General features: G+C 39.4%; 10 protein-coding genes. 5 read left to right on the forward strand and 5 right to left on the reverse strand.

The window, feature by feature from the left end:
* Positions 1 to 30 precede the first annotated feature (30 nt).
* Positions 31 to 1,170 carry a molecular chaperone DnaJ gene (dnaJ, locus tag RB214_RS20245; protein ID WP_002959065.1) on the reverse strand — a complete coding sequence of 380 codons (1,140 nt, stop codon included), beginning with the start codon at positions 1,168 to 1,170 and terminating at the stop codon, positions 31 to 33.
* 202 nt (positions 1,171 to 1,372) lie between these two features.
* Positions 1,373 to 3,289 (reverse strand): molecular chaperone DnaK, encoded by a 1,917-nt coding sequence (dnaK, locus tag RB214_RS20250; RefSeq protein ID WP_002959064.1) that lies wholly within the window; start codon positions 3,287 to 3,289, stop codon positions 1,373 to 1,375.
* A gap of 240 nt (positions 3,290 to 3,529) precedes the next feature.
* Here dnaK and RB214_RS20255 point away from each other — a divergent pair, with 240 nt between their 5' ends.
* The gene (locus RB214_RS20255; RefSeq protein ID WP_294122628.1) at positions 3,530 to 4,345 is read left to right on the forward strand and encodes a thioesterase family protein; all 816 of its coding nucleotides are present in this window, start codon (positions 3,530 to 3,532) and stop codon (positions 4,343 to 4,345) included.
* Here RB214_RS20255 and RB214_RS20260 read toward each other — a convergent pair.
* The gene (locus tag RB214_RS20260; RefSeq protein ID WP_309169238.1) at positions 4,334 to 5,053 is read right to left on the reverse strand and encodes a transporter substrate-binding domain-containing protein; all 720 of its coding nucleotides are present in this window, start codon (positions 5,051 to 5,053) and stop codon (positions 4,334 to 4,336) included. The two genes, RB214_RS20255 and RB214_RS20260, sit on opposite strands and share 12 nt — an antisense overlap.
* Positions 5,054 to 5,244: 191 nt before the next feature.
* On the opposite strand from RB214_RS20260, the gene RB214_RS20265 reads away from it, so the two are divergent.
* Genes RB214_RS20265 through RB214_RS20275 form a run of 3 tightly spaced genes read left to right on the forward strand, consistent with a single transcriptional unit; the run spans position 5,245 to position 8,671 of the window.
* Positions 5,245 to 6,411 (forward strand): paraquat-inducible protein A, encoded by a 1,167-nt coding sequence (locus RB214_RS20265; protein WP_259396303.1) that lies wholly within the window; start codon positions 5,245 to 5,247, stop codon positions 6,409 to 6,411.
* Positions 6,408 to 8,063 (forward strand): intermembrane transport protein PqiB, encoded by a 1,656-nt coding sequence (pqiB, locus tag RB214_RS20270; RefSeq protein ID WP_309169239.1) that lies wholly within the window; start codon positions 6,408 to 6,410, stop codon positions 8,061 to 8,063. The genes RB214_RS20265 and pqiB overlap by 4 nt, the downstream gene beginning before the upstream one ends.
* A complete protein-coding gene (locus RB214_RS20275) occupies positions 8,063 to 8,671 on the forward strand; it encodes a PqiC family protein (RefSeq protein WP_024595769.1) in 609 nt (202 codons plus the stop codon). Before pqiB ends, RB214_RS20275 begins: the two co-directional genes overlap by 1 nt.
* On the opposite strand, the gene RB214_RS20280 is transcribed toward RB214_RS20275, so the two are convergent.
* A complete protein-coding gene (locus RB214_RS20280; protein ID WP_138490392.1) occupies positions 8,668 to 9,174 on the reverse strand; it encodes a GNAT family N-acetyltransferase in 507 nt (168 codons plus the stop codon). The two genes, RB214_RS20275 and RB214_RS20280, sit on opposite strands and share 4 nt — an antisense overlap.
* Before the next feature lie 323 nt (positions 9,175 to 9,497).
* On the opposite strand from RB214_RS20280, the gene RB214_RS20285 reads away from it, so the two are divergent.
* Positions 9,498 to 10,880, forward strand: coding sequence for a Na+/H+ antiporter NhaC family protein (locus tag RB214_RS20285; RefSeq protein WP_309169240.1), 1,383 nt, complete (start codon positions 9,498 to 9,500; stop codon positions 10,878 to 10,880).
* A gap of 248 nt (positions 10,881 to 11,128) precedes the next feature.
* On the opposite strand, the gene RB214_RS20290 is transcribed toward RB214_RS20285, so the two are convergent.
* Complete coding sequence (locus RB214_RS20290) at positions 11,129 to 14,011, reverse strand: insulinase family protein (RefSeq protein ID WP_007375538.1); 2,883 nt, start codon at positions 14,009 to 14,011, stop codon at positions 11,129 to 11,131.
* Positions 14,012 to 14,078 lie beyond the last annotated feature (67 nt).

Below are 14,078 nucleotides of genomic sequence, written 5' to 3' on the forward strand. Positions count from 1 at the left end.
AAGCGCCGTTTCATTATTAATAATTTAAATTTACTTAGTTAAATCATCAAAAAACTTTTTAACACCGTCAAAAAAGCCTTGCTCTTTAGGACGATTTTTCGAGCTATCTGTACCCATACTTTCATCTAACTCTTGCAGTAGTTCACGTTGACGCTCGTTAAGATTAACTGGCGTTTCGATTACTACCTTACAAATTAGATCGCCTTGGGCACCACTTCGAACAGACTTAACGCCTTTGCCACGCATACGGAACATTTTGCCCGTTTGCGTTTCAGAAGGTATTTTAAGTTTTGCACGACCATCAAGTGTAGGCACCTGAATTTCGCCACCAAGACCTGCTGTTGTAAAGCTAATTGGTACTTCACAGTATAAATTATTTGCTTCACGTACAAATATTTCATGTTCGCGAACAGATACTTGCACGTACAAGTCGCCAGATGGCGCGCCGTGCATTCCGGCTTCACCTTCACCAGTTAAGCGGATACGGTCTCCTGTATCAACGCCAGCTGGAATTTTAACTGAAAGCGTTTTAGTTTTTTCTACGCGGCCCTGACCATGACATTTGTTACAAGGGTCTGAAATAATCTGACCTTGTCCCTGACACGTTGGACACGTTTGCTGAACAGCAAAGAAACCTTGGCGCATTTGTACTTGGCCAGCACCATGACACGTAGTACATGTTTTAGGCTTTGAACCTGCTTTAGCACCACTGCCATCACACGGCTCACAACCCACCCATGTTGGCACTTTAATTTCAACTTCTTTACCACGAACAGCTTCTTCTAAGCTCAAGTCCATGTTGTAACGTAAGTCAGAACCACGTTGTTGACGAGATTGACGTCGACCACCGCCGCCACCAAAAATATCGCCAAATACGTCACCAAATACATCACCAAAATCGCCATGACCGCCACCAAAGCCGCCATGACCACCGCCACCGCCTTGCTCAAATGCCGCGTGACCATGTTGGTCATACATTTGGCGTTTTTGAGGATCGGTTAAAATCTCGTAAGCTTCTTTAACTTCTTTAAATTTAGTTTCAAGCTCTTTATCGCCTGCGGTACGATCTGGATGATATTTCATCGCTAAGCGTTTATACGCTTTTTTTATGTCTCGCTCACTCGCATCTTTGCTTACGCCGAGGGCTTCGTAATAATCGCGTTTTGACATATCTATCACACTACTCTTTTCTGTTTGCAGCGTGAGCTGCTGGATAAACCGATAAATCGCATCGATTTATCATTGAATTTTTAAACCTTAAATACATGCAAAAGGCGCGACAAGCTATTGCTCGCGCGCCTCAATTGTTCATCCTAACCTAAACACTCGATTGAGTTAAGTGTTTTTGGCTAGCGAGAAGCGTTAGCAACAATTACTTGTCGTCTTTCACTTCTTCGAACTCTGCATCAACAACATCGTCGTCTTGCTTAGCTGATTGCTGTTGCTCGCCTGCATCTGCTGAACCTTGCTGTGCTTTCGCTTGTGCAATTTCCATTAGTTTTTGAGACTTTTCAGCAAGAGCTTGAGTTTTAGCTTCAATCTCTTCTTTATTGTCGCTCTTAATAGCAGCTTCTAAATCTACAACAGCCGCTTCAATCGCTTCTTTGTCTTCGCTTGGTAATGCATCGCCAGCTTCTTCAATTTGCTTACGAGTACCGTGTACTAGAGCATCAGCTTGGTTACGAGCAGCTACAAGTTCTTCAAACTTTTTATCGTCTTCAGCATGTGCTTCTGCATCACGAACCATTTTTTCAACTTCTTCATCGCTTAAGCCTGAAGATGCTTGAATTGTGATTTTTTGCTCTTTACCTGTATCTTTATCTTTCGCAGATACATGTAAGATACCATCGGCATCAACATCGAATGTTACTTCGATTTGCGGTGTACCACGTTGTGCTGGGCGAATACCTTCTAGGTTAAATTGACCTAGAGATTTATTGTCGCTTGAACGTTTACGCTCACCTTGTAACACGTGAATTGTTACAGCAGATTGGTTATCTTCAGCTGTTGAGAATGTTTGCGATTTCTTAGTAGGAATCGTCGTGTTTTTCTCAATTAATGCAGTCATTACTGAGCCCATTGTCTCAATACCTAGAGATAATGGAGAAACATCTAGTAATAGTACATCTTTAACGTCACCAGCAAGTACACCACCTTGAATCGCTGCGCCTACTGCAACGGCTTCATCAGGGTTTACGTCTTTACGTGGTTCTTTACCGAAGAAATCAGCAACTGTTTTTTGTACTAAAGGCATACGTGTTTGGCCACCAACAAGAATAATATCGTTGATGTCGCTTACTGATAAATCAGCATCAGCAAGTGCACGTTTAAGTGGCTCTAGAGATTTAGTTACTAAATCTTCAACTAGTGATTCAAGCTTAGCACGTGTTAGTTTCACGTTCATGTGCTTAGGACCAGATGCATCAGCAGTTACATACGGAAGGTTTACTTCTGTTGATTGTGCAGATGACAGTTCAATTTTTGCTTTTTCAGCAGCTTCTTTAACACGTTGCATTGCAAGAGGATCAGTTTTTAAGTCTAAACCTTGATCTTTCTTGAATTCAGCTACTAAGTAGTTGATTACACGGTTATCGAAATCTTCACCACCTAAGTGAGTATCACCGTTTGTAGCAAGTACTTCAAAAGTGTGCTCGCCTTCAACTTCATCAATTTCAATGATTGATAAATCGAAAGTACCGCCACCTAAGTCATATACTGCAACGATGTTTTCGCCACGGTTTTTATCCATACCGTAAGCAAGTGCCGCAGCAGTTGGCTCATTGATAATACGTTTAACTTCAAGACCCGCAATACGACCAGCATCTTTCGTTGCTTGACGTTGTGAATCGTTAAAGTATGCAGGTACTGTGATTACAGCTTCAGTTACTTCTTCACCTAAGAAGTCCTCTGCCGTTTTCTTCATTTTTTTCAGTACTTCAGCAGAAATTTGTGGTGCAGCGCGTTTTTCGCCACCCGCTTCTACCCATGCATCGCCGTTATCAGCTTTGATGATTTTAAACGGCATGATGCCGATATCGCGTTGTACTTCTTCGTCTTCAAAACGACGACCAATTAAACGCTTGATTGCAAATAATGTGTTTGTCGGGTTAGTAACCGCTTGACGCTTAGCAGATTGACCTACTAATGTTTCGCCGTCTTGCGTGTAAGCAATAATAGACGGGGTTGTGCGATCGCCTTCCGCGTTTTCAATAACACGTGCTTTGCCACCATCAAGTACTGCAACACAAGAGTTTGTAGTACCTAAATCGATTCCAATAATTTTACCCATGAAACTTCTCCAACTTCAATATTCGTTAATACGTTCGATGACATAGTAAATAGGGATGCGCCAAACTTATTTCAACTGTAAAAATGAAAAAAATCCATTTTTTGTGATTTATTTACAAAATAACCCTAATAATTGTAAGGAATGGTGATTTTTACACCGCCAGAGACGTTTTTAATTACTAGTCTGACTAGTTTGGTTGTGTTATAAATTTATTAAATCGCACTATAAAAGGACATCTTCATGCATTTTGAACAATTACTTCTCCAAGCTGCAAAAATTGGAAGTTCAGACAATACCGAACAATTAACTAGCACAATGCAATTTCCAGAAAACTGGTGCCAAGGCAGAACTGCTTTTGGTGGACTCTCAGCCGCACTGTTGTATCAAGCTATCAGAGGAAAAGTATCCAATGATCGTCGCCTACTCTCACTCAGTACAAATTTTGTAGGGCCATTACTAGCTGATACTCCTTTTTCGTTATCGGTAGAAATATTACGACAAGGTAAAAGCAGCACACAGGTACTCGCCAAAGCGATTCAAAATGAACAAGTGTGTGTAATTGTACAAGCGTGTTTTGCTAAAAGTAGAGAGTCGGCTGTAAATGTGCCTGTTTCAAAGTCTTTAGGGTTAAAACCGGTAGACGAGCGCCAAACTCTACCTTTTATTAAAGGCCAGATGCCTGAATTTTTTCAACATGTTGATTTATGCCCTCAACAAGGTGCCATGCCATTTAGCAGCGCAGAAACGTCTCATCTAGGTGGCTGGATGCGCTTTAAACATACGCCCGAACAAATAACTGAAGCGCATGTAATTGCATTAACAGATGCATGGCCACCTACGTTATTACAAATGTTTAAACAACCCGCTCCAGCTAGTAGCATGTCGTGGTATTTAGAGTTTGTACAAGAGCCAAACTTATCACCTGGCGAATGGCTTGGCTTTGAAGCAATCACTCATCATTCAAAAGATGGTTACGGTTTAGAAGATGGCTGTATATGGTCACAATCCGGTGAGCTAATAGCGCTTACACGTCAAACAGTGGCGTTATTTGATTAATGAATGGGTTTGGCCTTCATCAACAATTCTTTTATAAGTACCGTTTTGCTTGATGAGCGCCAAACCAATATCAAACTCAGTAGCTAAAGAGAAGTTATTAAAATAAGCAGGTCGCTCTGCTTTTGGAAATAAAGTGTAAATTTGCACAGCTTCGGGTGATTTATGTTGATTGTAGTAATAGTAAAAAATACGCTTATCTAACACAATTACATCCACCCAACCTTTTAACAGCTTATCTACTTGCGCTTTTTGATTAATAACCTCTTGATATGAGCTAAAGTGTTTAACATTACTTTTAAATATAGAAGGCAGATATGCAGTTGCATTTTGAAAAGCAAGAACGTTTTTATTAAACATGCCTTCTATTTCATCAATATTATATTTATTTCGCTTGAGTGTAATGGCTACATTTTCATAACTAAGTACCGGTTTACTTGGGTAAATACCAGGACTACTTCTTCCTGCATAATTTAAAAGTATATCCACTCCTTTATTATGCAATTGATGCTCAGCGCGTTTATTCGACATATATTGCACATTAATATTGGCAAATCCATTAGCCTTTAACGCGGCTTTGATTAAACCTAGGTGTATACCCGAGTCTGTTTTTGCAAAAACATAGGGCGGGATTGATGCGCTCGCGGCGATAATTACTTCTCGCTCTTTATTAATAGCCACAGCATTTTGCGAGAAAATAAAGAGCCACATTAATATGCAGTACAAATAATATTTCACACGCTTCCTTTATATAACGAGCAGCTTGATGGCAGAACGCGTTGTATTAATGTATTAAATATAGCAAAATTGAAGAAATATTCTTCTTGCTTGGTATTAAATTGCAAACTGTCTGCCCCTGTTGTGATCTGATCATAGATATACCTCGCATAATCGCAAAACAAATGGCGATATGCCCACATTGTCACCATAAACTTTGCGAAGCCAATGTTAATCACGACAGTCGCATAGTTGCACTAAGCTTTAGCGCACTATTAATGCTGCTCAGCAGTATGTTTTACCCTTTTATTTCATTTAGTAGTAGCGGTATAACTCAAACTATTACACTGCCCGACGCGGCTCGAATTTTGTTTAATTATGATAGTGAGCTACTTGGCTTATTTATTGATTTGAGCATTATTGCCCTGCCCATGGGTTTGCTTGTTATTTTAATTCCTTTGCATCTTGGGCTTTTAAAAGCATTACCAGAGAGCATTGCAAGGCGACTACTAAAGTTCACTTTGGCGTTAGAGCCTTGGATTATGTCGGAAATATTTTTAATTGGCGTACTTGTTAGTATGGTTAAAATCATGTCGCTGGCTGATATTAGCTTCGGCACGAGTTTTTGGGCTTATGTGGGGTTTGTTATTTTATACATAGCTGCGCTTGTTCACTTAAATCGCCCACGCTTATGGGCTCAAATAAAGCCTGTAAAAGTACTCGAAGGCGCAGAGCATGCTAAACGTGCAATAGATGAAAATATTAAAGCCTGCCATGTGTGCCATCAACTATGTACCGGTAATATTTGCCAGCGTTGCCATACAAAAACACACGTAAGAAATCCTTATAGCGTACAAAAAGCAGCAGCTTGGCTAATTACCTCTGTTGTTTGTTATATTCCAGCTAATGTTTTGCCTATTATGCATACCACTAGTCTTGGGGATGAATCCCCTTCAACTTTAATTGGTGGTGTTATTACTCTTTGGAACAGTGGCTCCTACCCTATTGCCGCTATTATATTTTTAGCCAGTGTGGTTGTACCGCTTGCTAAGGCATTTGTATTGAGCTTTTTATGCTTTATGGTTACAAGGCCTGCCAATAAACATACAAAAAGTTACACCCGAATTTATCAACTGACTGAGTTTATTGGAAAATGGTCGATGATAGATGTATTCGTGGTTGCTATTTTAGTGGCCTTAGTTCAACTGGGTAATTTAATGTCAGTAACGCCAGGATTAGGCATTGTATTTTTTACAGTTATGGTAATATGCCAAATGATGGCTGCCCATGCCTTTGACCCACGCTTATTGTGGGATTCCCCTAAAAACAAAAAATCAGAGAACAAAGCATGACCGAAACCGCTGAAATAACAAAAGAACCGAAAATTTCCGCTATCTGGATCATTCCGGCAATTGCGCTGTTAGTGGGCATGTGGATGTTATACCAATACCAAGCTAATAAAGGCCCTACTATTTTTATCGAAATGCCACAAGCAGAAGGTATTATTGCAGGTAAGACTGAAATAAAAGTGCGCAGTGTAAAAATAGGCCAAATTGATCATGTTAGGCTATCCGACACGCAAGACAGCGTAATTGCTCGCGCGCAAATAGATAAAAATTACAACGAGCTACTAACTGACGATGCCAAAATTTGGGTCGTGAAACCACGCATTGATGAAACAGGTATTAGCGGGATGAGTACGTTATTGTCTGGTGTATATTTAGAGTTTTCACCCGGTGAAAGTAAAGAACTTAAAGAGCGTTTTAAGTTACAAGATGAACCCGCCCTCATTGGCAAAGATGTGAAAGGTGGTCGTTTTAAATTAATGAGTTACAACGCTGAAGTACTTGATGTAAGCACCGGTATATTCTTCAAAAATTATAAAATAGGGCAAATAGAAACCGCCACTTTTGATTGGGAAAACCAAGCAATGAAGTACGGCGTATTTATTAAAGCCCCTTATCAAAATCTGATCACCATGAACTCTATTTTTTGGGTGAACGCAGGAATTGAAATTGACCTATCTGCCGATGGCATCAATATTAATACGGGCTCTTTGAGTAAACTATTAAAAGGCGGTATTTCGGTTGGTTTACCTGAACAACAGGCCCCGGGTGAAATAGCACAAGATGGGCATAGCTTTTCATTAAGCCAAAGCTATAAAGAGGCGTTAGAAGAGCGCTTTTATGATTTTGATTACTACCTAATTGAATTTGAACAATCAGTTCGAGGACTACGCACAGGTGCACCTGTCGAATACAGAGGTATGCGTGTAGGTACTGTTGTTGAAACACCTGCCAATGTAATTATTGACGGTAAACCTGCCCACTTTAGAAACCATAATACGGCGGTTCCAGTGCTTATAAAAGTAGAATACGGACGCTTGTATCATGACAGTGCTTCAGCAAAAGAGTATTGGCAAGGCAGTTTAAAGGGCTGGATTGAAAGTGGTATGCGCGCCTCGTTAAAGCCTGGTAATTTATTAACGGGTGCTGTGTATGTAGATTTTGATATATACCCCGACGCGCCAGAAGCACACCTAGGTAAACTTGTGCAGTATGATGTTTTTCCGAGTATTTCTAGCGGTATAACTGTGTTAGCAGATCAAGTTTCTGACGTACTTAATAAGGTAAATAACTTAAAAGTTGAAGATAGCTTGGCACAAATGCAAGCTACATTTACCGATTACCGAGCGCTTGCTAATGAAATGCGAGAGCTGCTAAGCCAAAAAGATATACAAAACTTGCCTGGCGACTTTAACCGTAATTTCGAAAAGATGACAAAAAGCATGGAGCAGTTTGAAGTCACTATGCGCCAATTTGATAAAACCATGGCCAGTTACCAAGCCGGTTCTGAACTTCATCATCAAATACAGCAAACATTAAAAGAGTTTAAACGTTTAAGTGAGGGCCTACAGCCTCTAACTCGCGGATTAAACGAGCAACCTAATATGCTAATTTTTGATAAATCATTACCAGCAGATCCAAAACCAAGGAAGCAATAATGAAATCGTTATTTTTAACTGCAAGTTTATTATTACTATTGGCAGGTTGTAGTTCGTCAATACAAACTGCGACACAGTATTACCAGTTTGAGCAGCCTATAGGTGCATCGTCTCGAAACGTTGCAGATACAGATGCGCAACTAAGAATACAAACTGTTGTACTTAGAGGCGCTTTAAATAATTTGGGCATTGCGATGAAAATAGATAGCAACCAAATTCATGCTGCAAATTACAACCTGTGGGGCGAATCGCCGGATGTAATGCTTACTGCAACAGCCCAGCAAACACTTTTTAATGCTATGCCCAACTGGATGGTAATAAAAGGCTTACCGGTCATTACTGAACTTGATCAACAAACGTTTTATGAGCTTGAATACGAAATTCACCACTTTAATGGCGATATGCAAGGTAACGCTGATATTTCTGGGCTTTGGCGTTTATATTACACACACCCTGAAACAGGCCGACGCCTTATAAGTATTAATAATTTTTCGCAATTAGTCCCTATTGATGATGATGGCTATGACGGTTTAGTTTCAACACTTGAAGCAACATGGCTAAATATAAACCTAAATGTTGCAAAACAAATAGAACAAGCAAGACTTTAATCGTTAAGTGACAATATAATCACGGCGGTTTTATCATCATTGATAACCGCCTTGCCCTCTATTTTAAAACCCAATTTTAACAACACATTCTGCGATGCCCTATTATCTGGTGATGTTATTGCACACAGTTTTGTAATTCCAAATTCATGCTTATGTTGCAAAAGTGCGCTGGCCGCTTCAAAAACATAACCCTTTTTTTCAAAACCGCTTACAAGTGCAAAACCTAAATCAGGTTGCAGTAACGCGGCGCGTTTATAAAACCCAACAACGCCAACCACTACAGCATTATGCAAAGTAATAATGTAAGGCCCAAAGCCTTGGCGTACATGAGAAGCAATAAATGACTGATTGATGTACGACTTGGCATCATCAAGGGTATAAATTGCTTTATCACCAATATGCTCTATGAAGCTCGCTTGATTAACTAGCTTAAGTAAAATAGCTGCATCAAGCTCATTTGCATGGCGCAACAACAATCGATTTGTTTTAAATACAGCGTTCAATGTAAGCTCCTCTAAAAAACTTTGTTTTGCATGTAACTTTTTGTTGACTGAAATTAAAAAGCAGATTATTTTTGCGCCGATGTTTTTACAGGCACAACAATAGCGGTTTGCACTCCTTGCACCGTCTGGCGCCAAAGCCAACGCGTTTCACTTAAGCTGCTATTTAACATAACTGTTTATGTGTCCCTCCCTCGCGTACAAAAGCAGTGACTTGGAAGATGATTTAACAACAAACTTATCACCTTCTTTGTTTTTGTATAAGCAGTTTAAGAATTAATACTATTTTAATTTTTATACATGCTTTTAATTTTGTGAATACTTAAATGCTTGAACCTTCTGCGTTAAGTTTACTGCCACCGTTGGTGGTAGTTGTATTGGCTGTTGTATTACGCCGCCCTATTTTATCTTTACTTATTGGTGCTTTAGTTGGTTTAGTTATCGCCGATCCTGCACAAGTACTTACTAACTTTGCGAGTACATCGCTAAAAGTGATGACAGACGAAACCATCGGCTGGCTAATACTTGTATGTGGTGGCTTTGGTGCTTTAATCGCGCTATTAGTTCGCACAGGTGGCGCATCGGCTTTTGGCAAGTTAGCCCTTAAATACACTAAAGGTAAACGCTCATCTTTGTTTATGACCTTTTGTTTGGGTGTAGTTATTTTTATTGATGACTACTTAAATGCGCTTACCGTGGGTGAAACCATGAAACGCATTACCGATAAATTTAAAGTGAGCCGTGAGATGCTTGCCTATGTTGTAGACTCTACTGCTGCACCAATTTGTGTACTTGTCCCTTTATCTACCTGGGCGGTTTTTTTTGGTGGCTTACTTGTAGATAACGGTATTGCTGAAGAAGGCAAAGGGATTGCGGTTTATATCCAAGCCATACCGTATATGTTTTATGCGTGGTTTGCAGTGCTTGTTGTTTTACTTGTTGTGCTGGGTATTATTCCTGCGATTGGTCCAATGAAAAAAGCAGAGCAAATGGCGCAAATTGAGCAAGCTCAAGTCGACCCTGCCCAATACAATGATGTTCAAACAGCGGATGAATATGCAGTAAAAGCCGTAGAAGAGAACTTTGAAGATGCTGATCCTAAAGGTAAATTACGTAACTTTTTGGTGCCAATTATTTTACTGGTTGCATTTACTGTTTACTTTGAAATAGACGTATACAAAGGCTTATTAGCAACAATGGCGGTCACTCTCCCGTTTTATGCTCTACAAAAATTAATGAGCGTAAGTGAAATGATTGAACGCATGCTTGATGGCTTTAAAAGTATGATCCCCGCTATTGGTACTGTTATAGCTGCGTTTATATTTAAAGATGTATGCGACTTAATTGGTTTGCCTCAGTTTGTTATTGGCAGCTTAAGCCCTTATATGACCGCTGCATACTTACCAGCAGTGGTATTTATTTCAATGGCTATTTTAGCGTTTGCAACTGGGTCTAGCTGGGGTATTTTTGCTGTATCAATTCCGATTGTTATGCCACTGGCTAATGCGGTTGATGCAAACATACCATTGGTCATTGGTGCGCTATTATCGGCTTCTTCTTTTGGTAGCCAAGCGTGTTTTTACTCAGATTCAACGGTGCTCGCAGCGCAAGGCTCTGGTTGTAATTTAATGAGCCATGCCGTTACACAATTGCCTTACACGCTAATTGCTGCGGCATTAGCTGTTATAGGCTTTTTGATAATGGGTTAAATATTATACCAATCCGCAATAATACTTAATCATTTTGCGGGGCTAAACGAGTCGCTACCTGCGTTAAAAAATTTTCATTTAGAACAACTAAATAGCGAATTTTTTGCCTAGCTATCAACACGTTTTTCCATCCTCAAAATAGATCACTTAATTAAGCGAATTGGTATTATTAGTAAATATAGTGAGATAAATAATAAACCCCAATGTAGTGATACATTGGGGTTTATTTTTAGCTACATAAATAAAGCTTATTTTTGTAGTTTAATACCATTGTAATAGGCATCAAGCGTTGTAATTTTAGTTTGATTAGGTAAATCGGCAAAGTCACTTTCTATAAACTTAGTCCCGCGTAATTGCACATTTAAACGTGCAGCATTAGGGTTAAGCATTGTTTGCTTATAGTAGTCTTTTATATCTGCAAGCGTTACTTTTTCAACTTCATCAATCAGCTTTTGCTTAGAATCAAAGGTAAAGTTTTCACGGTACCAATCGTTTATAAGTGGGCTCATTTCGTCACTTAAGTTTTTAGGCTGCTCTTTAAGTGATACAAGGGTAGAGTTTTTAAGCTGCTCAAAAGTCTCTTCGCTCATGTTATCAAGTTCAACTGCGTATTCTTTTTTAAACTTATCAAAACGAGCTTGTATTTCTTTTGGTCCTTTAACCGGTGTTTGAATATACAAACCAATTGCTGAGTAATCTTCAATTGGGCGAGCTAAAGCACCTACTGCGTATGCAAGTTGCTCCTCAGTACGCATTTTATCAAATGCAACTGTTCTAAAGTGGCTTTGTAATACAGCCGCTTCTGCTTTTTGTTTGTAACCCGCAACAGGATGAACGGTCATATCAACTACAGCTACATCAGCTACATCAATATCTTTTTGCAGTACCAGCGTTTCGCCCGGTTGTGGTAACCACGCTTTGCTTCGTGCAAATTCACTGCGCTTATGATTACTTGGTAATGTTGCACTTAACTCTTGTGCAATCGCGTCAATATCTTGCTGATCGTAGTTACCGTAACTAAATACACGTAAATCGTTTTGCGCAAACGTAGCTGTTTTTAATTGTGCTAAGTCGGCAACACTCAGTGAGTCAGCGGCTTTAATAAGCGCATCTGTATCAAAGCCACCTGTACGCGTTAGTTTTGAATACTCGCCAAATGCTTGTGCATACGGAAACTGCTTTTGTTGGTTTAGTAAATTACGCTTAAAGCGATCTACCGCTTGGCTAAATGCTTGTGCTGTTTCATCGGCTTTTAATCCGGTTAAAGCTTGTTTAAGCAATACATCTTGCTTATCTGTAAAACCACTCATAGATAAAACAAGGCCATTACTCGGTGCTAAGCTTACACTCATACCGGCGATTGCTGCTTCGGTACTTAACTGACTTTGTTGAATATTGTATAAATCAGCCCAAACAGAATAAAGGACTTCTGCTTTAATATCGTTCAAACCGGGTTGAGTATTTATATAAACTTCCACAAGCCCTTTTGGCTGCTCTGCAAATTTTTGACTTGCTTGGCGCCATACTTTTACACCATTTTTATCGTAAGCAAGTTCTGGGTGTTTTTGCTCTTTAAATGCTTGCGTTTTTATTGCAAAATTTTCAGGCAATAAATTGTTTACAGTCGGTAGTGCTAACTTAAATTCGCTTGGTTTTTTCCAGCTGGCAATTTCATCATCGCTAATATCACTGATGCGGTATTTACCGTCGTAAAAGTGTAGTTGTGAGTCTGTCTCTTCTTGCTGCGATACATACCAAATACGAAGGGTGTCGGCATTTAACTGCTCAAGTACATTGTTTACAGCGTCAGCGTCAAACTTTGCATAATAATAAGGTGCATTAATAGCGTGATTTAACGGATAATCTTGCATGCTTTGCGTAAGCGAACTTACATAATTAAATTCATCACCTTTTTCTAAAAACTTAAACTGGTTATTAAGGGAAGTACGAATTTCGTTGAAGTACTTGCTATCAACACCTTCTTTTTTAATTAAATCGATGTACTGCATAATAGTCGCAACTATTTCATCACGATTTTTCATGCCTTCATCGGTAAGCTCTACATTTACATTTAACGAACCGTAGTTACCATATTGATTTGGTGCAGCTGAAGCAGAAAGCTGAGACACCCACCCTTTATCACGAAGAAGTTGCGCTGGGCTGCCCGGCATTTCATTACTTAGTAAATACGCTACAAATCGGTTTGGTTTAAGTGCAAATTCGCTATTATTATTAGCAATGGTGAAATCAAGTTGCAGCTGTTTTACATCTTCATTTGGTGCATAAAACACGCGTTTTCCGCCAGCGTTATCAAAATCAAGTTTTGCAGTCACTGTTGGTTTTTCGATATTTTTATTTTTTATGTCAGCAAAGTATTTTTGCGCTTTTTGCTCCATTTCAGCAATAGGTAAATTAGAAATAAGCGCAACTTTCATAATATTTGAAGAGTAGTATTTATTATAAAAATCAACCGTTTCTTTATGAAGTGAACTGTTTTCTTTATCACCAAGGGTTTCTAGGTTACCAATTAAAAAGCGATTAGCTGGGTGATCGCCCATCATTTTACGCGCGAGTTTAAATTGTCCAAAAAAGTCCATTTCGCGGCGCATTGACCACTCTGCATTCACTGCATTTTTTTCTTTATCTGTGTATTCTGGATATAACTTAGGCGCTTTGAAAAAGTCAGCAAAACGGTCTAGCCCTTCATCAAACGCGTCGTTATTAATCTTAAACATGTAATTAGTAATATCGAGCCACGTGTAAGCATTGTGCGCGCCACCATTTTTGGTCATAAAATCAGAATACCCTTTTGTGTCTGGGTAGCGATCTGTGCCTAAAAACAGCATGTGCTCTAAATAATGCGCCATACCTTGTTGCGACATTGGGTCGTGCAGTAAACCAACACCAACGCTGAGTGCCGCTGCTGATTTTTCAGCACCTGGATCTGACACTAAAATTACTTCAATGTCGTTTGCCAGCTTAAGTGTTTTATATTCGCGGTTATCGTTAGGACTTACGACTAACGTATCTGATAGTAAAGAGGCCTGAGGCGCCACTGAAACCGAAGCCGTATTTGAACAACCACTTAAAACTGCAAGTGCGATAGCACTAAAACCAATAATCTTTTTCATTTTTGTTTTCCATTAAAAAGTATTGCGCAAAATAGCGTGCGCCAATTCGAAGCAATATAGTTAAGCT

Source organism: Pseudoalteromonas sp. HL-AS1 (assembly GCF_031198785.1).
GTDB classification, from domain to species: domain Bacteria; phylum Pseudomonadota; class Gammaproteobacteria; order Enterobacterales; family Alteromonadaceae; genus Pseudoalteromonas; species Pseudoalteromonas distincta.

Excerpts from the sequence above, each read along its gene's own strand:
- dnaJ (WP_002959065.1), bottom strand. The coding sequence starts at position 1,170 with ATGTCAAAACGCGATTATTACGAAGCCCTCGGCGTAAGCAAAGATGCG.
- dnaK (WP_002959064.1), bottom strand. The coding sequence starts at position 3,289 with ATGGGTAAAATTATTGGAATCGATTTAGGTACTACAAACTCTTGTGTT.
- RB214_RS20255 (WP_294122628.1), top strand. The coding sequence starts at position 3,530 with ATGCATTTTGAACAATTACTTCTCCAAGCTGCAAAAATTGGAAGTTCA.
- RB214_RS20260 (WP_309169238.1), bottom strand. The coding sequence starts at position 5,053 with ATGTGGCTCTTTATTTTCTCGCAAAATGCTGTGGCTATTAATAAAGAG.
- RB214_RS20265 (WP_259396303.1), top strand. The coding sequence starts at position 5,245 with ATGGCGATATGCCCACATTGTCACCATAAACTTTGCGAAGCCAATGTT.
- pqiB (WP_309169239.1), top strand. The coding sequence starts at position 6,408 with ATGACCGAAACCGCTGAAATAACAAAAGAACCGAAAATTTCCGCTATC.
- RB214_RS20275 (WP_024595769.1), top strand. The coding sequence starts at position 8,063 with ATGAAATCGTTATTTTTAACTGCAAGTTTATTATTACTATTGGCAGGT.
- RB214_RS20285 (WP_309169240.1), top strand. The coding sequence starts at position 9,498 with ATGCTTGAACCTTCTGCGTTAAGTTTACTGCCACCGTTGGTGGTAGTT.
- RB214_RS20290 (WP_007375538.1), bottom strand. The coding sequence starts at position 14,011 with ATGAAAAAGATTATTGGTTTTAGTGCTATCGCACTTGCAGTTTTAAGT.